The 19,937-nt window shown below is 40.7% G+C and carries 13 protein-coding genes and 1 pseudogene; 8 read left to right on the plus strand and 6 right to left on the minus strand.

What is annotated here, in order from left to right; genetic code table 11:
* Positions 1–430 precede the first annotated feature (430 nt).
* From BJP37_RS22150 to BJP37_RS42785, 7 genes and pseudogenes are all read left to right on the plus strand, one after another.
* Positions 431–913 (plus strand): hypothetical protein, encoded by a 483-nt coding sequence (locus BJP37_RS22150; RefSeq protein WP_075902016.1) that lies wholly within the window; start codon positions 431–433, stop codon positions 911–913.
* A gap of 294 nt (positions 914–1,207) precedes the next feature.
* Positions 1,208–1,768 (plus strand): annotated as a pseudogene (locus BJP37_RS22160) (Uma2 family endonuclease).
* Positions 1,769–2,216: 448 nt separating this feature from the next.
* A complete protein-coding gene (locus BJP37_RS22170) occupies positions 2,217–3,128 on the plus strand; it encodes a chorismate transformation FkbO/Hyg5 family protein (RefSeq protein ID WP_075902022.1) in 912 nt (303 codons plus the stop codon).
* A gap of 29 nt (positions 3,129–3,157) precedes the next feature.
* On the plus strand, positions 3,158–4,210 hold the full coding sequence (locus tag BJP37_RS22175; protein WP_075902024.1) for an LLM class flavin-dependent oxidoreductase: 1,053 nt from the start codon (positions 3,158–3,160) through the stop codon (positions 4,208–4,210).
* Between the two features lie 38 nt (positions 4,211–4,248).
* Positions 4,249–5,355, plus strand: a complete 1,107-nt coding sequence (locus tag BJP37_RS22180; protein WP_075902026.1) for an alkene reductase — start codon at positions 4,249–4,251, stop codon at positions 5,353–5,355.
* 478 nt (positions 5,356–5,833) lie between these two features.
* On the plus strand, positions 5,834–7,036 hold the full coding sequence (locus BJP37_RS42780; RefSeq protein WP_229415405.1) for an NACHT domain-containing protein: 1,203 nt from the start codon (positions 5,834–5,836) through the stop codon (positions 7,034–7,036).
* A complete protein-coding gene (locus BJP37_RS42785; protein ID WP_229415406.1) occupies positions 6,979–8,811 on the plus strand; it encodes an NACHT domain-containing protein in 1,833 nt (610 codons plus the stop codon). Before BJP37_RS42780 ends, BJP37_RS42785 begins: the two co-directional genes overlap by 58 nt.
* Positions 8,812–9,097: 286 nt before the next feature.
* On the opposite strand, the gene BJP37_RS22195 is transcribed toward BJP37_RS42785, so the two are convergent.
* The 4 genes from BJP37_RS22195 to BJP37_RS22215 form a co-directional block, all read right to left on the minus strand.
* Positions 9,098–9,499, minus strand: a complete 402-nt coding sequence (locus BJP37_RS22195; protein WP_075902030.1) for a type II toxin-antitoxin system death-on-curing family toxin — start codon at positions 9,497–9,499, stop codon at positions 9,098–9,100.
* Positions 9,496–9,720 carry an AbrB/MazE/SpoVT family DNA-binding domain-containing protein gene (locus tag BJP37_RS22200; RefSeq protein WP_075902032.1) on the minus strand — a complete coding sequence of 75 codons (225 nt, stop codon included), beginning with the start codon at positions 9,718–9,720 and terminating at the stop codon, positions 9,496–9,498. The genes BJP37_RS22195 and BJP37_RS22200 overlap by 4 nt, the downstream gene beginning before the upstream one ends.
* A 265-nt stretch (positions 9,721–9,985) precedes the next feature.
* Positions 9,986–13,696, minus strand: a complete 3,711-nt coding sequence (locus BJP37_RS22210) for a helicase-related protein (RefSeq protein WP_075902034.1) — start codon at positions 13,694–13,696, stop codon at positions 9,986–9,988.
* Positions 13,697–13,893: 197 nt separating this feature from the next.
* Entirely contained in the window at positions 13,894–16,914 is a 3,021-nt protein-coding gene (locus BJP37_RS22215) for a hypothetical protein (protein WP_075906348.1), read from the minus strand.
* A 315-nt stretch (positions 16,915–17,229) separates the two neighbouring features.
* On the opposite strand from BJP37_RS22215, the gene BJP37_RS22220 reads away from it, so the two are divergent.
* Positions 17,230–18,210, plus strand: coding sequence for an NAD(P)-dependent alcohol dehydrogenase (locus BJP37_RS22220; protein WP_075902036.1), 981 nt, complete (start codon positions 17,230–17,232; stop codon positions 18,208–18,210).
* Between the two features lie 287 nt (positions 18,211–18,497).
* Here BJP37_RS22220 and BJP37_RS22225 read toward each other — a convergent pair whose 3' ends face one another.
* Positions 18,498–18,704, minus strand: a complete 207-nt coding sequence (locus BJP37_RS22225) for a hypothetical protein (RefSeq protein WP_075902038.1) — start codon at positions 18,702–18,704, stop codon at positions 18,498–18,500.
* A gap of 329 nt (positions 18,705–19,033) precedes the next feature.
* Positions 19,034–19,774 carry a 5'-methylthioadenosine/S-adenosylhomocysteine nucleosidase family protein gene (locus tag BJP37_RS22230; protein WP_075902040.1) on the minus strand — a complete coding sequence of 247 codons (741 nt, stop codon included), beginning with the start codon at positions 19,772–19,774 and terminating at the stop codon, positions 19,034–19,036.
* Between the last annotated feature and the right edge of the window lie 163 nt (positions 19,775–19,937).

The raw sequence follows: 19,937 nt of genomic DNA on the forward strand, positions 1-19,937 counted from the left end.
GATCAAGATTTTTCTGTATAATGCACTTTTTAAGAGTGGTCACTCCAGTAGGGTGGGTTAGGCGGTGAGTACTGTAAACCCTCACCGTTGAATAGAGCTGTCCGCCGTAACCCACCAATAGTGAATGACTAATCGCTGTCTTAAAATTTACTTTATAAACAGATAAATACTAGGATAAATTTTATTATAAATACTAGACTAAATTAGTCATGACTTAAGCAGCCAGACCATTAAAAACCGGTTGCTTGTGATCAAAAAAAATGCTAAACTTACTTGAAGTACCCTTCATCACCAAATTGATATTTAATTTTTCATAGTAGTATATAGATTCCATAATTTACTGGGAATTCTAAGAATAGATGGCAAAAGCATAGGTCTGGCATGACGCTTCATTGTCATTATTCATTCAGAGAATTACAGGAATTGTACAATGCCTTATCAAAATATTACCGGTACTCTCTCCGAAAGAGATATCCAAGAAATCAAAACCGCCCTACAAACGATTGAAGAAAAGCTGCCTTTCTTAGTTAATCTAACGGCTGAGGAACGACGCAACATGTTTAAAATGGGTTCAAAAAGTCTATCCTTTGTGAATAATAGCCTCACTGCTGCCCAATCTAACCCCAAGATTCTACCTGCTAGCTTTGACCTAGACGAGTTTGTACGGGACTATCAGCTCGCTGTGACTCTGACCGATGTCTTATTCCAACTGCGACAGTTAACTGAAAAGGTGGATGATACCTTAATGGCAGTCAACTCTGAGGCTATGAACAGCGGTCTACAAGTCTATGATTACATCAAGACGGCTGCGAAAAGGACTCCCGGTCTAAAAACCATTGCTGAGAGTTTAGGGCAACGCTTTAAAAAAGTTAATCGTAATAAGTCGGCTATTGCCAATTCTGATCAGGCTTAGTGTCCAAAAAGGCTTGCTGTTGAGCCTCTGAACCTCAACGGTGAGCCTCTGGACCTCAACGTTGAGCCTCTGAACCTCAACGGTGAGCCTCTGAACCTCAACGGTGAGCCTCTGGACCTCAACGTTGAGCCTCTGGACCTCAACGGTGAGCCTCTGAACCTCAACGGTGAGCCTTTGAACCTCAACGGTGAGCCTCTGAACCTCAACGGTGAGCCTCTGAACCTCGTGAACGAGCCTATGGCGGGTCGAAAGACCATAGAATCGCTGGTTTTTTGAATATTTAGGATAATTGGGATGACCACAGTATTAAATCTAGACCCCATTACCACTCTGACCAGAGAGCAGTTTTATCGCTTATGTAAGGCGAATCCTGATTTACAGCTTGAACGTTCACCCCACGGTAATTTAATTATTATGACTCCTTTAGGCGGAGAAAGTGGAAGGATTGAGGCGAATCTGATTGGTGATTTAATTATCTAAAATCGTCAGACTCGGTTGGGGGTTGTCTTTAGTTCTCAGACTGTGTTTAGTTTACCAGGTGGTGGCGATCGCTCTCCCGATGTAGCTTGGGTAGCCCTGGAACGATGGCAAGCACTGAGTCAAACAGAAAGAGAAGGGTTTCCACCGATTTGCCCCGATTTTGTGATTGAGTTGCGCTCACGGACAGATCGATTAAAGCCGCTACAGGAGAAAATGCAAGAATATTTAGCCAGTGGATTGCGTTTGGGTTGGTTGATTAATCCCCAGGATAAACTGGTGGAAATTTATTTGGCCAACCAACCTGTGGAAGTAGTAGCAATGCCTGTAGTGTTAACAGGAGATGAGGTGTTACCGGGGTTTAGCTTGGAATTTTAAAACTGAATTTGGTTAGCGTGATCAGTTATACCAAATCCGGAAAGCAAAAACAGGATTAGGATTAGGATAAAACCACCTTATAGTCATAGTAATACAACGATTTTTTACTGTCTGTAATAACTGGATTTGATAGTATAGCAATACTAAATAATTTGTGAAAGATATTGGCTAAAGCTATCGCTGTAATCCTTGCTGGGCAAGGATTACATATTTTGATTATTTTACAAATGATTGAAAATTGCTATAGGCCCTGAAGCCATAATCAGGAGCTACACAGCAAGACTCTTCAAAGCCGTTTATCCTGATCAATCAAAAGCTGACATCAGTTTAATTACGGTTAATAACTCCGTTGGCTGGGTAGTCCTAATTATCTTTACCAATCCTGTGCAAAAAATGATCTATGGAAAATACATTATTATCTTTACCAATCCTGTGCAAAAAATGATCTATGGAAAATACATTGAATATTTGGTTTGGACAAGAGAAAACATTCTGTAGTTTAAGCAGAGATAAAATTGATTTGTACCTCAAGATTCCCATCCTCGGAGGACAATCAACAATTCATTATCCTAGCCAATTCGGAAAAGTTTACAGCCAGCAAGGTTTTCATTTGCTGGAAACCGACTCACAGTTGATAGGTGCTTTGGCACAACCAATAACCTATCCCCTAGCCGAGCCTATATATAAGGTCTACCTGAGTTTGCTGGAATTGACCCGAGGCTGGAATTTATGTAGAATTTGGAACTATGTTCCCTACATTAACGATAAGACGGGAGGTCTGGAGAACTATAAATCTTTTTGTCAGGGTAGATCCCTAGCGTTTGAAACGTTTTATGGGGCAGACTTTCGGATAAAATTACCAGCAGGAACTGGCGTGGGAATTGCTGATGACATCTATGGAATCTATTTCATTGCGGTGAAGGAAAACATCAGGAATGTGGAAAATTCCGAACAAGTTTCAGCCTACTACTACCCGTCTCAATATGGGCCACGTTCACCTAGCTTTGCTAGAGGAACTGTGATTACACTCAATGGTAAGCGGATTGGCTACCTGTCAGGAACAGCTAGCATCAAAGGCCATCAGTCTGTGGGCAAAGGGGATATTGGCAAACAGTTTGATATCACCCTTGATAACATGGGGCTGGTGTTTGAAGGTATGGGCTTTAACCGTGGACTCCCAGACCCAATGCTTTGCGATCGCGCCTTCACCATTTACCTCCGCGATCCTTCTGATTTGCCAGTGGTTCAACAGATGGTTAAGAACAATTTCGCGGTTTCTGATCGGCTGATCTATTTGCATTCAAATATTTGTCGGGCAGATCTGGACATTGAAATTGAAGCCACCATCACTGAAAAGTAGCTCATTTTTAGTTTTAAACCCTAAAAATAATGGAATTTGGTTTACAGTTTTTTCCCGATGTTAGCCCTCAACAGAAGTCAGGAGTCCAGTATTTTAACGAAGCTCTTGATCTGGTCAGTCTGTGTGATCAACTCGGTTATACTAGTATTAGGATTGTGGAACACTACTTCCACCGATATGGCGGATACAGCCCTAATCCCATCGTTTTTCTGACTGCTGCATCCCAACGAACTCGAAACGCTCGCCTGATCACTGGAGCGGTTTTGCCTGTCTTTAACAATCCACTCAAATTAGCTGGCGAAATTGGTATGCTCGATGGCATTTCCAACGGACGTCTGGAAGTTGGCTTTGCCCGTGGATTTCTTCCCCATGAATTTGCCCGATTTGGGATTGATTTGAACGAGAGCCGCAGCCGCTTTGAGGAAGGGATGGAACAGGTACGTTGCCTGCTCGAACAAGAAAATGTGACCATGGAGGGTCAGTTTCATCGCTTTGAGAACGTTACGTCTTTGCCCCGTCCTACTCAAACTCCCCGTCCTCCTTTCTGGGTAGCTGCTCTGGCCACCCCCGCATCGTTTGTGGCTGCTGGTCACAAGGGTTATGGAATCATGGCAATTCCTTTGGCAGGTGGGAAAATGGCTGAGTTACTTAAGCTATATCGAGATGCCTGGAAGTCAGCTGGTCATCCAGGCCAGGGTCGGGTAATGTTGGCTTTTCACATGTTCTGTGCCCCAACAGCAAAGAAAGCGATCGCAATTGCTCGTCAACCATTGAACAACTATTTGAAATCTTTGGTAGAAGCGGCTTCTGATTGGTTAATGGATACCCATTCGGCAGACTATCATAGCTACGACAAAATCATTGCTGGACTAAAGCAGGAAACCTTTGAATCTCAGGTAGAGAAGGGAGCTGCTTGGATTGGTACACCTGAACAATTGCAATATACTATCCGTAGCTACTATGAACAAGTTGGGGGCTTTGACTTGGCCTCTATGCAGGTTAACTTTAACACCATTTCCATAGAAAATGCTGCCGCTTCGATGAGGCTTTTTGCTAAAGCAGTGATGCCCTATTTTTGTTAAAATGGATTTGATTCAATTTAAATTGAAGGGTACAATAAATGACAGCTCCACTATCTTTGTCCAAACTAATAAGCCCTTTTGAATTAGGTGATTTATCTTTAAAAAACAGAGTAGTAATGCCTCCTTTAACTAGAGGTAGAGCAGTTAATCTGGGTATTCCCAATGATTTAATGGTGGAATATTATACTCAAAGAACTGGAGTAGGTCTAATTATCACTGAAGGTACTTTTATTTCCCCTCAAGCTAACGGTTGGGTAAATGCTCCTGGTATTTATACTCTCGAACAAACTGAAGGGTGGAAAAAAGTTGTTAGTAGTGTACACTCTAAGAATACGCCATTATTTTTGCAGCTTTGGCACTGTGGTAGGGCTTCTCATAGTAGTTTCCATGATGGTAAGCTAGCTGTTGCTCCTTCAGCCATTAAAATTAACGAAGAATATATTCATACCCCTCAGGGAAAACAGCCTCACGAAACCCCACGAGCCCTGGAAACTGAAGAAATACCCCAAATAGTAGAAGAGTATAAAAAAGCGGCTGAAAATGCAAAACAGGCAGGTTTTGATGGGGTAGAGATTCATTCAGCTAATGGTTATTTACTGGACTCTTTCCTGCAATCTAAAACCAACCAAAGAACAGATAACTATGGTGGTAGTATTGAAAATAGATATCGTTTACTCAAAGAAGTAATCGAAGCTGTAATAACTGTTTTTCCAGTCAATAGAGTGGGGGTTCGTTTGTCTCCTAATGGTTTATTTAATGATCTGGTATCTGTGGATTATCGTGAAACATTTCTTTATGTAGCTAAAGAGTTAAACAGTTATGGGTTAGCTTATATCCATATATTAGATGGATTGGCTTTTGGATTTCATGAATTAGGAGAACCGATGACTTTGGCTGAGTTTAAAAACGTTTTTGATGGTCCAATTATTGGTAATTGCGGCTATACTCAAGAAACAGCCGAAGCTGCAATTCAAGAAGGTTTGGCAGATTTAATTGCTTTCGGAAGACCTATTCTGAGTAATCCAGATTTGGTTGATCGCTTTGCTAATAATTGGCCCCTTAATCCTATTCCAGATGTTAAAGTTTGGTATTCTCCAGGTAAAGAAGGTTATACTGACTTTCCTAGTTATAATAGGGAAAAATAGCGATGCTGTTACTAAGTGCGATCGTAAGCATTCAGCTATCAGCTTAAGCGCTACGCGCACGCTACGCGAACAGCTATCAGCTAATGCATCCCAGGCTCGAAGCCTGTACCACGAGTTATGGACTTTTCCCCAGACTTTCAATTCTCATTAATCTGGAACTATTAATTTTCTCGTTCTAGGTTTATTTTAATCACCTCAAGTAGCTTGAGCTTTTAGCTGACGGCTGTTCGCGTAGCGTGAGCTAAAAGCTCACGGCTGACGGCTGAATGCTTACGTGCGATCTAGCCTGAAATGTAAACCCTAAATGCCTTTAGGGTTTACAAGTTTTTGACCGAACAGTGGTTCATTACGGGGCAGGCTGTTGCCTGTTCCCTGTTCCCTGTTCCCTGTTCCCTGATCCCTAACAGAAATTGTGTACCTCCTAGCTATGAGACTTGCTCTATAATAATAGATAAACCAAAAAACAACTACCAATAACATGCTGGAAGGGTTAGCAGTTTGGGGAATTTTTAATGCCGGTGGCTATCTCGCCAAGGAAGTAATTGGTCCGTTGGCCAAAGACGCTCTAGAAGACTACACTAAAGATTTTTTCAAAGAGTCTATCAAAGAGTATACCGGACTATCGGATCAAGATACCCAGAAAAAACTCTTGGTTAAAGCTTTAAAAGCCTTTGTAGCTTTAGTGGAAAAGGAATTAAAAATTGCTGACCTATCTAAGCAAGACGTAAAACAATATACTAAACCCCTCAAGCAGTATATTAATAACCAATCCATTAAAGCTATCCTGGGCAGTGCGTTTAAGTATGACTGTCAAGGAATAGATACCGATACATTAGCCAAGACTTGGGTTGAGCTGAAGTTATTACCATTACCGGAAGAATTTCGTTGGAAGTATATTGGTAAACAGTATCTCAAGCAAGTACAAACTATCATCAAGCAATCGGATAAGTTACGGCCTATCTGGGATTCCCAAACCTTGGATGCGATCGCAAAAAACACTAACGCTACAGCAGGAATTATCCCAAATTTTAACTTAAGGGAATATCAAGAAGCAATCCTAGAGAGCTATGGGAATGTCAAATTAGATAGTTTAGATACCGATGGCTCTGCCTATAATCAACTAAAACTCTGGACGATATTTATCCCCCAAAATGTGCGAGAGGTTCATGACCTGATGCCAGAGGCGATTCATGAACTTCCTAAAGATTATTATCAAAAACTGCTAGAAAGTGGTCAACTAGAACAGGAAATTGACCAAAAGAAGTTGCAACGAGCTAAAGAGCGTTATTATCAACAGCCAATGAAATCCGTATTGGATGTGATAAAAGACTCTCAAGGCTATCGCTATTTGGTGGTTTTAGGAGACCCAGGCTCTGGTAAATCGACCTTGCTGCAGTATTTAGCATTGGAGTGGGCAAGAACAGATCTCAATACTGCTGTTTCTCTACCAATTCCCTTACTGATTGAATTACGCACCTATATCCGGAATCGCGATAGTGGACAGTGTAATAATTTTTTGGAATTCTGTCATCAAAGCAGTGGCTCCATCTGTCATCTCAATCAACATCACCTTCATGACCAGTTAAAAGCTGGTAATGCCTTAGTGATGTTTGTTCGCGTAGCGTGGCCAACGGCCATGGCTTGGATGAAGTGTTTGAGCCAGGTAAACGAGAGGATGTAATTACGGATATTCATCGCTTTACCAATACCTATCCCAAGGTAAGAGTAATTGTGACATCTCGGGTAATTGGTTATAAATCTCAACGGCTACGGGATGCTGAATTTCGTCATGTTATGCTCCAAGACTTGGACTCGGAACAAATTCAAACCTTTATCGAACACTGGCATGATTTAACCTTTACTGATCAAGCCGATAAAGTTAGGAAACGGGAGCGCTTACAAAAAGGAATCAAGACATCTTCCCCAATTCGACAACTGGCGCAAAATCCCCTATTACTAACCATGATGGCAATCCTGAATCGCAATCAAGAGTTGCCTCGTGACCGCTCTGAACTCTATAACCAATCCTCTCGATTACTGCTCCATCAATGGGATGTGGAACGAGCATTACTAGAAGATAATCGTCTTGATCCAAAGACAATTGATTATCAAGATAAGCAACAGATGCTAGCGAAAGTAGCATATTTTCTGCAGGGCAATCAAGCAGGATTAGCCGGAAATCTGATTAGTGCAGAAGATTTAGAACGGATTATATTCGATGAGCTGAAATTACGGGAGGTTACTAATCCCAGAGCGGTTGCTAAGGTAATGATTAATCAGTTGCGCACCCGCAATTTTATCTTGTGTTTCATGGGAGCAAATTATTACGCCTTTGTGCATCGGACATTTTTGGAATATTTCTGTGCTTGGGAATTTGTCAGGAAATTTGAGAAAAAACAGGAGATTGACCTAGAACAGTTACAAACCCAGGTATTTGGTAAACACTGGTGGGATGAATCTTGGCGTGAAGTGCTGAGGTTGATTGTGGGCATGATTGATTCCAAGAAAGCTGGAGAGATTATTGAGTATTTGATGGCACAAGATGGAAGAAGGTATGAGTTTAGTAATCTATTTTTTGCAGGGGATTGTTTGTCTGAGGTTAGGAATCGCTATGAGATAAAATCAACGGATACTGAATTACTGAATCGCTTCAAAGACTTAACTAATTATGATCTAAATTATGATTATGAACCATATGGAGATGAGGCAGACTTAGTCCGTTATATTCGCACTAAAGCTTTTGTAGCAGTAGCCACCCATTGGCAAGACCATCCAGATACATTAGCCATACTTCAACAATCGGCTCGCTCTGATAAAAATTGGAGGGTGCGACGTGAAGCAATTGTACAGTTAGGTCAAGGTTACCAAGACCACCCAGATACATTAGCCATACTTCAACAATCGGCTCGCTTTGATAAAGATTGGTCGGTGCGACGTACAGCAATTGAACAGTTAGCTCAAGGTTACAAAAACCACCGAGATACCTTAGCCCTACTTCAACAATCGGCTCGCTCTGATAAACATTCGGGTGTGCGACGTACAGCAATTGTACAGTTAGCTCAAGGTTACCAAGACCACCGAGATACCTTAGCCCTACTTCAACAATCGGCTCGCTCTGATAAACATTGGAGGGTGCGAGCTACAGCAATTGAACAGTTAGCTCAAGGTTGGCAAGATCGCGTAGCGTGGCCTACGGCCAATCAGCCTTGGTTATGGGAATTTTTATGCGTTCGCGTAGCGGCTCTTTCAGAGCATCGCACTCTCAATGACCCCTTTGAGCGTAAGGAAAGCTGGTATGACAATCCTCGACAAGCAGCCCTTAAGGCCATCCTCGAATATTATCCTAACCATTCCCAAACCCGATCCTTATTGCAGGATAGAGCAGACCATGACTCCGATCCTAAACTGCGGAAGTTTGTTCAGGAGGAATTGGCCAGATTATCGAGCTTGTCATAGTAATCAAGTATAGAGGGTTTCCAAACGAGTTGTAAACTCATAGATTGTCGAAAAAGGCAAGAAGCAAGAGGCAAAAGGCAAGAGGGGCAAGAGCTCTAGAGTTTTGTGGTAAACTAAAAAAAGACCTTCTCCGTTTACATTTCAAATGTAAAGCCTATATATACCACAGTTATGGTTAACAGAAAGTAATAGTTATGGTTAACAGACAGTAAAAGACTCCCAACGTCAAAAACTTTGGGAGCGTCATTTTAGGTTACATTAAATTCAGTTTAGCATAGGTATTTGATTAGTATGGATCATCAAATGAAGTACCGACATTTGCTTCTAACCACTTAGCGATCGCATTTTGGCTTTCTTGGTTTGTTGCTAACCTTTCCATCATTACCACAACATCCATTTCTGGGACATCTAGAGAATATCCATTTACTTCAAGGAAAGTTGCCATCACTGCGAAAGCGACCCTTTTATTGCCATCTATAAAGGGATGGTTTTTTGCCAAACCATATCCATAGGCTGCTGCTAAATCAAATAAGGTTGGTTGACCATATACAAATAGATGTCTAGGTCTGGCTAAACTAGCCGATAGCAGATTTTCGTCCCGAATTCCTGGACTTCCCCCATGTTGTGCAATTTGATCAGCATGAATAGCTCTGGCTATAGCTTCCGATATCCACAGCGGTTCCCTCACTTAGCCAGCTCCCTCAACGCATTTTCATATTTTTTGCTGACTTTCTGATAAGCTGCCATTACCTTTTCAAACTCAGGGTCCTTCGTGGTGATTTCAACACCATCAGCGGTTTCTGTGATAAATACAGTATCGCCTTCAGCAACATTCAGCTGTTGTAGGATCTCTTTAGGTAAGGTTATGCCTAGGGAATCACCAATCTTATTAATTGTGAGCTTGTACATAGTGTAAAGGGAGTCGGGAGTCGGTAAAAATCCTATATTATTTATTATATATATCATTACTCTGAAAACCGCTATATAATATTCCCTATTCTTTCTCCCCACACTTCCCACACTTCCCACGCCCCCGCCGGAAACTCTTTCCCCTACTCCCTACTCCCTACTCCCTACTCCCTACTCCCTACTCCCTACTTCCTACTCCCTACTCCCTACTCCCTACTCCCTACTCCCTACTCCCTACTCCCTACTCCCGATTCCCTACTCCCTATCACCGAGACAAAATCAAATTCAAAACATTCAAATCATTAGATGTCAACAAATACTTATCCGTAAACATCTTTGTCCTGAGTTGCTCTAGGGAATAGCTGTTAAATACAATAAACGGAAAATCTTGATACTCCTGACCAATGGGTAAAACAGTATCAACAGGGTAAAATTGGCGAATATAACTACTCAGAATCTTCCGAAATCCAGCATCTTCCGGTTCTTCCGGTTTAGAGGCAAAATATTTCTTCAAAGCCTCCCCAGCAATAAAGGTAAATAACGGCAAAGCATAATATTGGTCAAATCCTTGAGATTTCTGCTCAAACCATTGGGTTTTAGGCGCTGAATTCCCAAGGGTTTCCAGTAACTCGATGCCATCATTGAGCCCAGAACGCAGGTTTTCTGGATAAGATTTACTGGTACTCATTTTACCCATAGTTTCCAACAGATCATCGGTAACATATCTCACTAGTTTTCCCAAGTTTATCTGATAGGTTTCCTGTAATCCATTAGCAATCGGTACTACCAGCAAGGCACCACTAATGTAACCTGTTTCAATAGCGCCTAATTTTAGTAATTGATCCAACCCATGGTTAACCAAGGGATTAAATTGCTTATTAAAAGACTCTACCAAAGAAAGATAATTATATTTTGTGGTATCCTTAACTAAAAACTCCGCTTGATCCAGTAACTGCTGTAGTCTAGTAGACACTTGCTCTAAAGGAGTATGTCGTGGTTTCCGCTTATATTCATTCTTCAGCTCACGGATCAGATTAGCAATCTGAGCACTAAACCTATTCCCTACGGCTGAAATCGACTTACCTCCGATGGGAATTATCAAGAAATTGTCCCGACCAATCTGTCCATAGCCCTGGATGCGAGTCATGATCGACCCTTTCAACAGTAAGAGAATATTCAACAGACTCAGCACACTTTCCTTGATAAACAACTGCTGTTGCTGGTCATCCTCAGCATCATAATAAACAGAACGCTCAGCTAAATAGAAAATAAGTTCTTTATCTTGATTGTCTAGAGTCTTAACTACTCCATCGTCTTCATACTGACCACGACCTCTGTAAATTACTTGAATCACTTCCATCAGATTATGCTCAATCTGGAACCGAGGGATTTCCACCAGGATATGCTTAGCCTTGGGAAAAGATAAACCTCGACTCCCGGAAGCGGTCATAAACACAACTTTTACCTGATTCTTATACTGCTGGATTTGCTTCTTTTCCAATTCAGATATATTAGCATGGATTTCCAGATAATCCTGATACTTGGTAAACTCCCCTAGCTCCTTTATAATGCTCTCAATTAGTTGGGATAATCTGCGTTTATCCTGGATATAGACCAGGATTTGGTCAACATCGGACCGATTCATTAATGCCTGGATATCTTTGAAAATCCTGGCTTGAATAGATTTTCCTAAAATATCCTGTTGCTTTAAATTAGCTTCTTGACTAAATCGACAAGATTCTACTAAAACCTTGTAAGTGATATCTAAATTGCTAGCTGGGTAGGAATTAGCATTGATAACCGTTGCGTCTAAACCTTTAAATTTAAACCGTTGCCGTGAAAGGGGTAACCCCAAACCAGAATTTTCCGAATTTCCCACACTCCGGAAGTAAATCTTATCCGGTTCCGATGAAATGTCAGATAAATGTTGGTCAATTACCCCTGGATCAACAATCGAGGCATCTGCTACAATTATCTTAGTGTTAAAACCATGGCCAGCATCGATCAATTTATACTTAGCTAGTATAGCGTGAATACCATTTAAAAACTCCACTCCGCCATCATCCCCAGTGATCTCATCGATCATGATAAATAAATGCTTGATTCTGCTAGAGATAGCCCGCATCTTAGCAGGAATAACTAACCCTTCCCGTTCGTTGTAAGCGTTTCTGAAAATTTTATCAAAATGCTGTAAGGTGTTACCGGTCTGAGTGGCTTTCAAAGACTGGATAGAGACAGTAGCAACAATACTATTAGAAGTCTCCTCATCCACAAGGCAATAGATGGCTTCACAAATACTACTTAAAACTCCTTTAGTCTTTTTGCCACGGTCTTGAATTTCCTGATCCGTTAATCGCTTCAGCTTATTCGAGCGCCTTCCCCATGGTTGAATTGTTCTACTATCGAAAAAATCAACATCTTTGCTTTTAAAATTTCCTTGACACTCATTCCAGAGGTATTGGACAGTGTAGCGTCCAGAGTTGTCGGCAATTAAATTAGCATTAGTGTTGATAGCGATTAGCCGATTATCGCACAACTCTCCGGTAGCTGAGTCTTTAAACTTCTCGATAATGTCAAGATTGACTTGTTTCCTAGGACTGACATAGAAAAACAAAAATCCCTCGTCAACATGAGCCTTTAGAAATTTGGCGATCGCAGTGGTCTTCCCAATGCCCGGATTCCCTGTTAAAAACAGATAGGTCTGGTCAGAAACCAGCGCCTTTGTAATCAATTCCCCATGACCATCCCGCAAATTCATCGGTTTACTTAATTCCAGTTGCTCCATCTGCTTCCGTGGCACCTGAGCAATAGAATTAACAAACCCCTCGATGTGCTCTTGATGATTTACTGTGGTTATAGTATCTGGTTGAATTGCTAACAACTTAGCCACAAACTGCTTACCATCCTGAAAACTGCGATAAGCATTCCGTTGGATTTGCTTTAACACTTGCTGACGGGCATCCTTAATCTCTTTAGGACTAGAATCATGTTTATAGATCTCGTGACAGGTTTCCAAAACCTCTCGATTCGTCTGGTTTACAGACATCGCACTAATTCCGCGATCGCTATAGCCCACTACATTACATACTACTGATGTTTGATTTGATAAAATACCAATCTCTCTCAGGAATTGATTAAAGCTATGAGCATAACTACCCGCCTGGATTAACTTTGTACTTTCCTTATCTCTGACCTTAAATGCTGTAAAATAACTCTTCAGCTCTTTAGAGAACTTAAAATCCAAGTTTTTCGTATCTAAGCGGAGATTAGAAAAAACACTTTTAGATTTCAAATAGTTAATATCGCGAATTAATCCATGCCGGAGAATCTCTACATAATTTAAGTTTTGAATATCCGCATCTGTCTTAATGGAAAACACCGACAAATCTACACAAAGCACCCGAAACTCTGTACCGCGATAACTTAGCAGCATCAGAGTATCGGCTTTCAGAAACTCCCCTTTCTTAGAACACTCCCTAATGTAACTGTTCACATTGTTAACAGTAAAATTATTAACCTGAGCCACATTATTCCTAGAACCTACGGTTTTAGTACCTAACTCCTGATCAAATTGAGACAATACCTCCCTATACCATTGGTCATCTCCTTTACAATAGGTACCGATACTATTATCATCACAGAAACAGCACTGGTAATAGACAATTTCCAGATGACGCCGCTTATGTTTATCACTCCAACCGATAGCCTTGAGATAGTCCCGAAAGAAATTTAAACCAGATAAGAAGCCTTTCTGAAGGAAAAACGTACTCCATTTTTCAGCCATCTCTCTTTCCAAAGGACTGATCAGCTTATCCACAATCCGCTGGAGCATATTCCGAAACCTCAGTTGCTGCAAATCGTGATCATATAAGTTCCCAAAATTGTGCTTAATCTTCTTTTCCTCAATGTCAGCTAGAATGCCAATATTAAATCCAACTTCAAAGATGCGACCTAAATCTTCTGCTATTTTAGTCATTTTTTAAAAGGAGTAGGGAATAGGGAGTAGGGAGTAGGGAGTAGGGAGTAGAGAGTAGGGAGTATAAAATTGAATTTACCTCATAACTACGCTAAATGCTTACTTGTTAGTTAAGTAGCGTGGCCACAGGCCAATGGCTGATAGCTGATGGCTGATAGCTGAATGCTCCCTGTTCCCTGTTCCCTGTTCCCTGTTCCCTAGCTCGAACGATTTAATATATTTCTAACTTCAGTTAAAAACGCCAAGCAATTAAACTTACCATTACCTTTAATATGATTAAACAACGACAAAGCCCCAACGGAATAATCCCCAATCAGATTTTCATAAGGGTCTAACTTAAAGCTAATCTCTCTAGCCTTCTGGTATCGCCAAAAGTGAAACAGACTCAAATACTGGACTATGTCTTGTTTCAGAGGAGTATCATACATCAAACCATTGCGAATATCTTGATCATCCAGTATCCCCTTATAGATATTCAACAACGTAGCATAAGAAATCACTCCATTATAATTGCGCTGCTCCCCTGGCACCTCAATGCCATTAAAAAGATTAAAAAACACTACCGATTGCTTACTTTCGTCTTCCACTAATGTCGTCAACTGCTCCGTATCCTGAATATACAACGAACTTGCCCCAATTTTTTTTAGCTTCACCACATAGTACTTATCAAAAAACATCGGATAGATTTTGATATCCTTATGCTCCCCTTTTAAAGCACGGATAACATCCTTGGACATAAAGAATAATCCATCATCATCCTGAGACTGAGTCATATGTAAGGTACTGGTATAGGGAGCCTTAGCCACATAGATAAAATGTTTGTATCCGTTTTTATCATAAAGCTTGGTAACTTGATCAATTACAACTGTTGGTTCCTGAAACAATCGTTGGTGGTCATAATTGCCAGAGAAAGTGGTCAGTAACTGTAACCTGACCGCACCATCATTTCGACGGATTACTCCCACCACTTCTCCCATCAAATTTGATCGTTTGTGCCGACTACCCCATTTGCCATCACTTTCCCGACTGGAAACTACAATAATCGCTAACTTGTCCAACTGGGGATAGTATAAGGAATTGTTGAAACGAAAGGTTTTTGGCAATACCGAGTAGAGAGAGGTCATCACATTAGGAATTTTATAAGAACTTAAATCCCTGATATCAATTCCTTGAGTATTCGACCGATGTTCCTGATTCAGTAAATGAGACAATACCATACACAACGATAGCAAAAATTTTTCGATGGGAGCCTCATCCTCCTTATTACTCAGATGCAATCGTAAAATCGGAATAAATAAACGCTTTTGCTCCTGCAACAGCAGTCTCAAACAGATATAAGCCAGCAAAGCAAAAGTAAACCGATAAACAAAAGCCCCTTGGGAGTCTAAAGGATTATTCTTGTCTATTTTATAGGGAAACAGCACTAACTTATGCTGCTTAAAATACTTCTTGTATATATCTGTAGCCCTATTGTCTCTTGGTATCAAGAGTATAGGGAGCGCTTTAATCCCAGTGATGTCATCATACTCCATACTGAAGGATTGCTGCTCATCCTCAGCACAATAGCGAATATCACTAATTCTGATATTAGCTTCAAGACTACAAACCGAATCTCCGCCAACATTGGGCTCTCGAATCGATAGATACTTCAGAACGTTTTTGGGATTGCCTCCCAAAACCTCCTTAAACAAAGTCTGCCTAGTCTGAATATTACTAATATCGTTTTCTAAAATGCCTTTTTTAACCGAAATATGGATATTATTCTTTCCCCTTGGCAACCTACTCTTGTATTTCAGAGTATTGGTCAAACAGTCCTTTAGCTGATCAATTTTAGACTGAACCTCATACTTCTCAAACCCTGCGATCATTCCTCGAAACCGTTTCTGCTTCTCGCCCTCATCGGATCCTCGTAGCCTGGGCAAAACCTTTTCCTCAAAGGCTGTAATAGGATCGTACTCTAGGTCAGACTCAGGAGTATAGCCGGGATCAGACGGGTTATTACCAGCAAACACAAAGTAGTACAAAAACACGATAGTCAAAACTTTTTTAGCAAAAGCTTCTCGCCTCGAAACATCTTTCAGTAACTCTTGATGCTCCTGACTATCGGGATTAATCAGATTAAGCGAATACTCAAAAACCCGTTTACTACCATGAGCATGAACCTTACCATCCAACTTGAGCTTAAGTCCAAAAATAAACTGTAATTCTCCCCAATCTTCATCGGTACTTTCTCCCAATAATCCCTCTATGATTGGAATAATTGGCAACCGATTAAAGGCATCTGCCCTCGAAAAAACGTCTCTGTAGTTAAGCGATGCCCCAGCATAATTTACCAAGTAATGCCCATCTGCATTATTGATATCATTGATGTAGTGATTAATCAGCTTAAGTCGGCGAATCAAATCCTCTAGATAGATAGCAGCTTTAGCATTACCAGGACTAGTACTAGTATTAATTGCCTCTTTAATAATCTCTAAATAATGAATCTGGGCTTGTTTCTTAAGTTGGCCAAGAGTTTCCGTATCCGCAATGTGCTTCAGTCGGTAGAAATCCGATTGAGGGTTATTTTCTAGATCATCAACAATATCATAGAGCTCTTCGCGGTCGCTTTCACTAACCCCAGCAAACTCAAGATTAATATAATTGATCAATCCATTTCTGAGTTGACTGTTAAACTCAGCACTATTTAGCACCGTAATCGCGATCTTGTGAAATTTTAGCAAATCCCTACTGTGATCAGCAGTTTTATTTACACTTAACCGTTGCTTTCGTAAACCAGGATAGTTACCAAAAGGATAAGTAAAATCTAATTTTGGCGTTTTTCCTTGGAAATCTGTTAAACTAGTAACTAAATTAGAAACAAACTGATCAATAGACCGATTGTCTGGCAGCTCAAGCAGCACAGACTCCAGTAATTCTTGTAAGCGAGTTCTAATTTGATCAACTTGATGAGGAAAGTTGTCGAAAAAACCAGGACTAAAATTCACCGTAGCACTACGAACATAATTAGCAGACCCCCCCAAAGGATTATGCACTGACAAAGCAGCCACCTGAGTGGCGATACTATCAATATCCATGACTAACTGTTTGCGATCGCTTGCGAGCCTAAAGGGATTTTTAGTCTGCTCAGACCGTAGTACGTTCAAAATCTTATTCAGTAAGTCGCTGTAATCAACCTTAACCAAATCATTGTCATCTGGTCTTAAAACGTTTACCATGTTGTTTATTCCAAAACCCATCTATTTAAACTACTACCTAAAGATGGCCGGTGTTAATGGGGAGATTACGGAGTAGGGAATCGGGAATCGGGAATCGGGAATCGGGAATCGGGAATCGGGAGTAAGCATTCAGCCGTGAGCCTTTAGCTCACGCTACGCGAACAGCTGTCAGCGGTCAGCCTAATCCTTAAAATAGATCTGGAATGGGATAATTTAATAGTTCGAGATTGTATGGAATTGAAAGTCTAGGTAAAATTCTATCAACTTTGTGGCACAGGCTTCTAGCCTGTGACATCACGATTAACCAAAATACCTATGAAAGCAATTCTATACACAAAATACGGATCACCCGATGTTCTTCAGCTCAAAGAAATAGAAAAACCCATCCCTAAGGAGGATGAAGTATTAGTAAAAATTCATACCGCATCCGCCAATGCAGGTGACTGGCATTTACTCAGAGGAGAACCCTTCATGATCCGCGTAATGGGCTTTGGGCTTCTAACACCAAAAAACCAGATACTGGGAGCAGACATAGCAGGGCGGGTTGAAGCGGTTGGCAAAAACGTAGAGCAGTTTCAGCCAGGTGATGAAGTATTCGGGAACCTATCCGAGGGTGGTTTCGGGGGTTTTGCCGAGTATGTATGTGCCAGGGAAAGTGCATTAGTCTTGAAACCCGCCAATATAACCTTCGAGGAAGTGGCAGCAGTACCGGCAGCAGCACTCACCGCCCTGCAAGGTCTTCGGGACCAAGGGCAGATTCAGCCAGGGCAAAAGGTTTTGATTAACGGTGCCTCTGGTGGTGTCGGTACCTTTGCCGTCCAGATTGCCAAATCCTTCGGGGCCGAAGTGACTGGCGTGTGCAGCACCAGGAATTTAGACATGGTGCGCTCCATTGGTGCAGACTATGTCATTGATTACACTCAAGAAGATGTCACCAAAAATGGTCAGCATTATGACCTAATTCTTGATGCTGCGGCCTATCGTTCCATTTTGGATTACAAGAATATATTAACTCCCAACGGAATTTATGTCTTTCTCGGAGGTTCCACAGCTCAACTTTTCCAACTTATGTTCCTAGGCTCATGGATTTCCATGACCGGAAGTAATAAAATCGTGTCCCTGTTTATGGAACCAAACAAGAAGGATTTGGTGTTTATCAAAGAGCTTCTTGAAACTGGCAAAATAGCACCTGTTATCGATAGACGATACAGCTTAAGTGAGGTGCCTGAAGCTATCAGATATCTTGAACAAGGACACGGGAGAGGTAAAGTTGTAATAACGTTGGAAGATAATTGAGTAGGGAATCGGGAATCGGGAATCGGGAATCGGGAGTAGGGAGTAAGCATTCAGCCGTCAGCTGTCAGCGGTCAGCCTAATGCTTAAAATAAATCTGAAATGGGAGAATTTAATAGTTCGAGATTTTATCGAATTGGCTGATAGCTGATAGCTGATTAGCTAAATTTTTCAACTAGTTAAGTTGATTAATATAGTGTTTTCCCTACTTATGAGGTACACAGATTTTATTCCCTATTCCCTATTCCCTGTTCCCTATTCCCTATGCTATCCCTTACCAAAGTAAAACCCTAGGATTCTTCATCCAACGATTCCTCATCCATCGGATTACCGACATCAAAAACAATCACAAATTTAGCATCCGGCATCAGCAGTTTCAGAGCCTTTAAATGACCCTCGGCATCAGAGCGATTGCGGAAGCGACCAACAACTACTCGCTGCATCTTGGGTAATAGCCGCATAATCACCCATGGATGAAGGCGTTCAGAATAAGTCATAATAAAAGTATCTCCTTTCATAGGGGAGTCAAAGCTAGCCCGCAGATTTGGATGTTTTCCGGGCTAGCTATTGACGCGGATGTTTTACCAACCACTCTTTTATAATAGCACAAATAATCTTTTATTGTAACATATTTTGAAAATATTTGTAACAATTTTGTAGGGAGTAGGTAACAGGGAATAGGGTCAAGAGATATGAGAACTTTTTGGGGTTTTGGTGATATTCTGATCTAGTTAGAGGTGGTATAAAAAAAATGCGATCGTTTTTTGAAGGCTTAGTTATTTATAGTCATCTTTACTCTACTCTGATACTATTCAATTTAGTTCCATTAATAGCTTCGTTGATTAATACCATTAAGTACAGTTTTTTGCTTCAAAACATGATGGACAAGAGAAGCAGAAGCTCTAGCAGCTAAAGGTTGATATTTGCTGTGTTTTTTTCCATCAGCCCAATCACAAATAGACTTAACCAAAATCCATGGTTTACTCACACGCATACAAGCAGAGCTAAGCCCAGTCCCTTCCATTTCTCCTCCAATAGCTTGAGGAAACTGCTTAAATAATTTTGCTTTAAACTCTGGTTCATCAACTAATTTTTCTCCTGAAAGAATCGCTCCATGTCTAATTTTACAAGGTACATCATCAATGCCTTTAAACTTCCAATCATGAACATTTTCAAAACGATTCAGTAAGGTTGTATTACTTGGAGGATGACTACCTCGATAAATTATTTCTTCATTTTCTCCGACTCTTTGTGGTTCATAAGAAATAATTTGTGAAGCAACTAATACATCACCTATATTCTGTTTTTGCCCATCTTTACCAAAAGCAATACCAACCATAAGAATTGCTCTAGGATTCCACTTTCTCAAAGCTTGTTCTGTTGCTAAAATAGCAGAATTTTGTCCCATTGAGCCCATGCGACATTTACTAACAACAGTCTTAAAAGCACCAAATTTACCAAGATAATAGATTTCTGATTCACAAAATACCTGTAAAACTTTTTTTCTTCGAGGATAAGGTTTTAAAAGTTCTAATACTGAACCTTTTTCTACATCAGTTACAGTCATAATAACTACATCAATTTCCCTTTTTATATCTTTACATTTTTGTTCATCAATTTCCTGTATTTCTGGTAACGTAAAAGAGTATTGATGTTGAGTATTTAATCTTGTCTGTAACCTGACAGGGGGACATAAAGCTTATAACGTACACAGTGCAAACTCTATAGCC

Source organism: Moorena bouillonii PNG, assembly GCF_001942495.1.
Classification (GTDB): Bacteria; Cyanobacteriota; Cyanobacteriia; order Cyanobacteriales; family Coleofasciculaceae; genus Moorena; species Moorena bouillonii.

What these genes read in the sequence shown, in the direction of transcription:
- BJP37_RS22150 (WP_075902016.1), top strand. Translation starts at nt 431, where the DNA reads ATGCCTTATCAAAATATTACCGGTACTCTCTCCGAAAGAGATATCCAA.
- BJP37_RS22170 (WP_075902022.1), top strand. Translation starts at nt 2,217, where the DNA reads ATGGAAAATACATTGAATATTTGGTTTGGACAAGAGAAAACATTCTGT.
- BJP37_RS22175 (WP_075902024.1), top strand. Translation starts at nt 3,158, where the DNA reads ATGGAATTTGGTTTACAGTTTTTTCCCGATGTTAGCCCTCAACAGAAG.
- BJP37_RS22180 (WP_075902026.1), top strand. Translation starts at nt 4,249, where the DNA reads ATGACAGCTCCACTATCTTTGTCCAAACTAATAAGCCCTTTTGAATTA.
- BJP37_RS42780 (WP_229415405.1), top strand. Translation starts at nt 5,834, where the DNA reads ATGCTGGAAGGGTTAGCAGTTTGGGGAATTTTTAATGCCGGTGGCTAT.
- BJP37_RS22200 (WP_075902032.1), bottom strand. Translation starts at nt 9,720, where the DNA reads ATGTACAAGCTCACAATTAATAAGATTGGTGATTCCCTAGGCATAACC.
- BJP37_RS22210 (WP_075902034.1), bottom strand. Translation starts at nt 13,696, where the DNA reads ATGACTAAAATAGCAGAAGATTTAGGTCGCATCTTTGAAGTTGGATTT.
- BJP37_RS22215 (WP_075906348.1), bottom strand. Translation starts at nt 16,914, where the DNA reads ATGGTAAACGTTTTAAGACCAGATGACAATGATTTGGTTAAGGTTGAT.
- BJP37_RS22220 (WP_075902036.1), top strand. Translation starts at nt 17,230, where the DNA reads ATGAAAGCAATTCTATACACAAAATACGGATCACCCGATGTTCTTCAG.
- BJP37_RS22225 (WP_075902038.1), bottom strand. Translation starts at nt 18,704, where the DNA reads ATGACTTATTCTGAACGCCTTCATCCATGGGTGATTATGCGGCTATTA.
- BJP37_RS22230 (WP_075902040.1), bottom strand. Translation starts at nt 19,774, where the DNA reads ATGACTGTAACTGATGTAGAAAAAGGTTCAGTATTAGAACTTTTAAAA.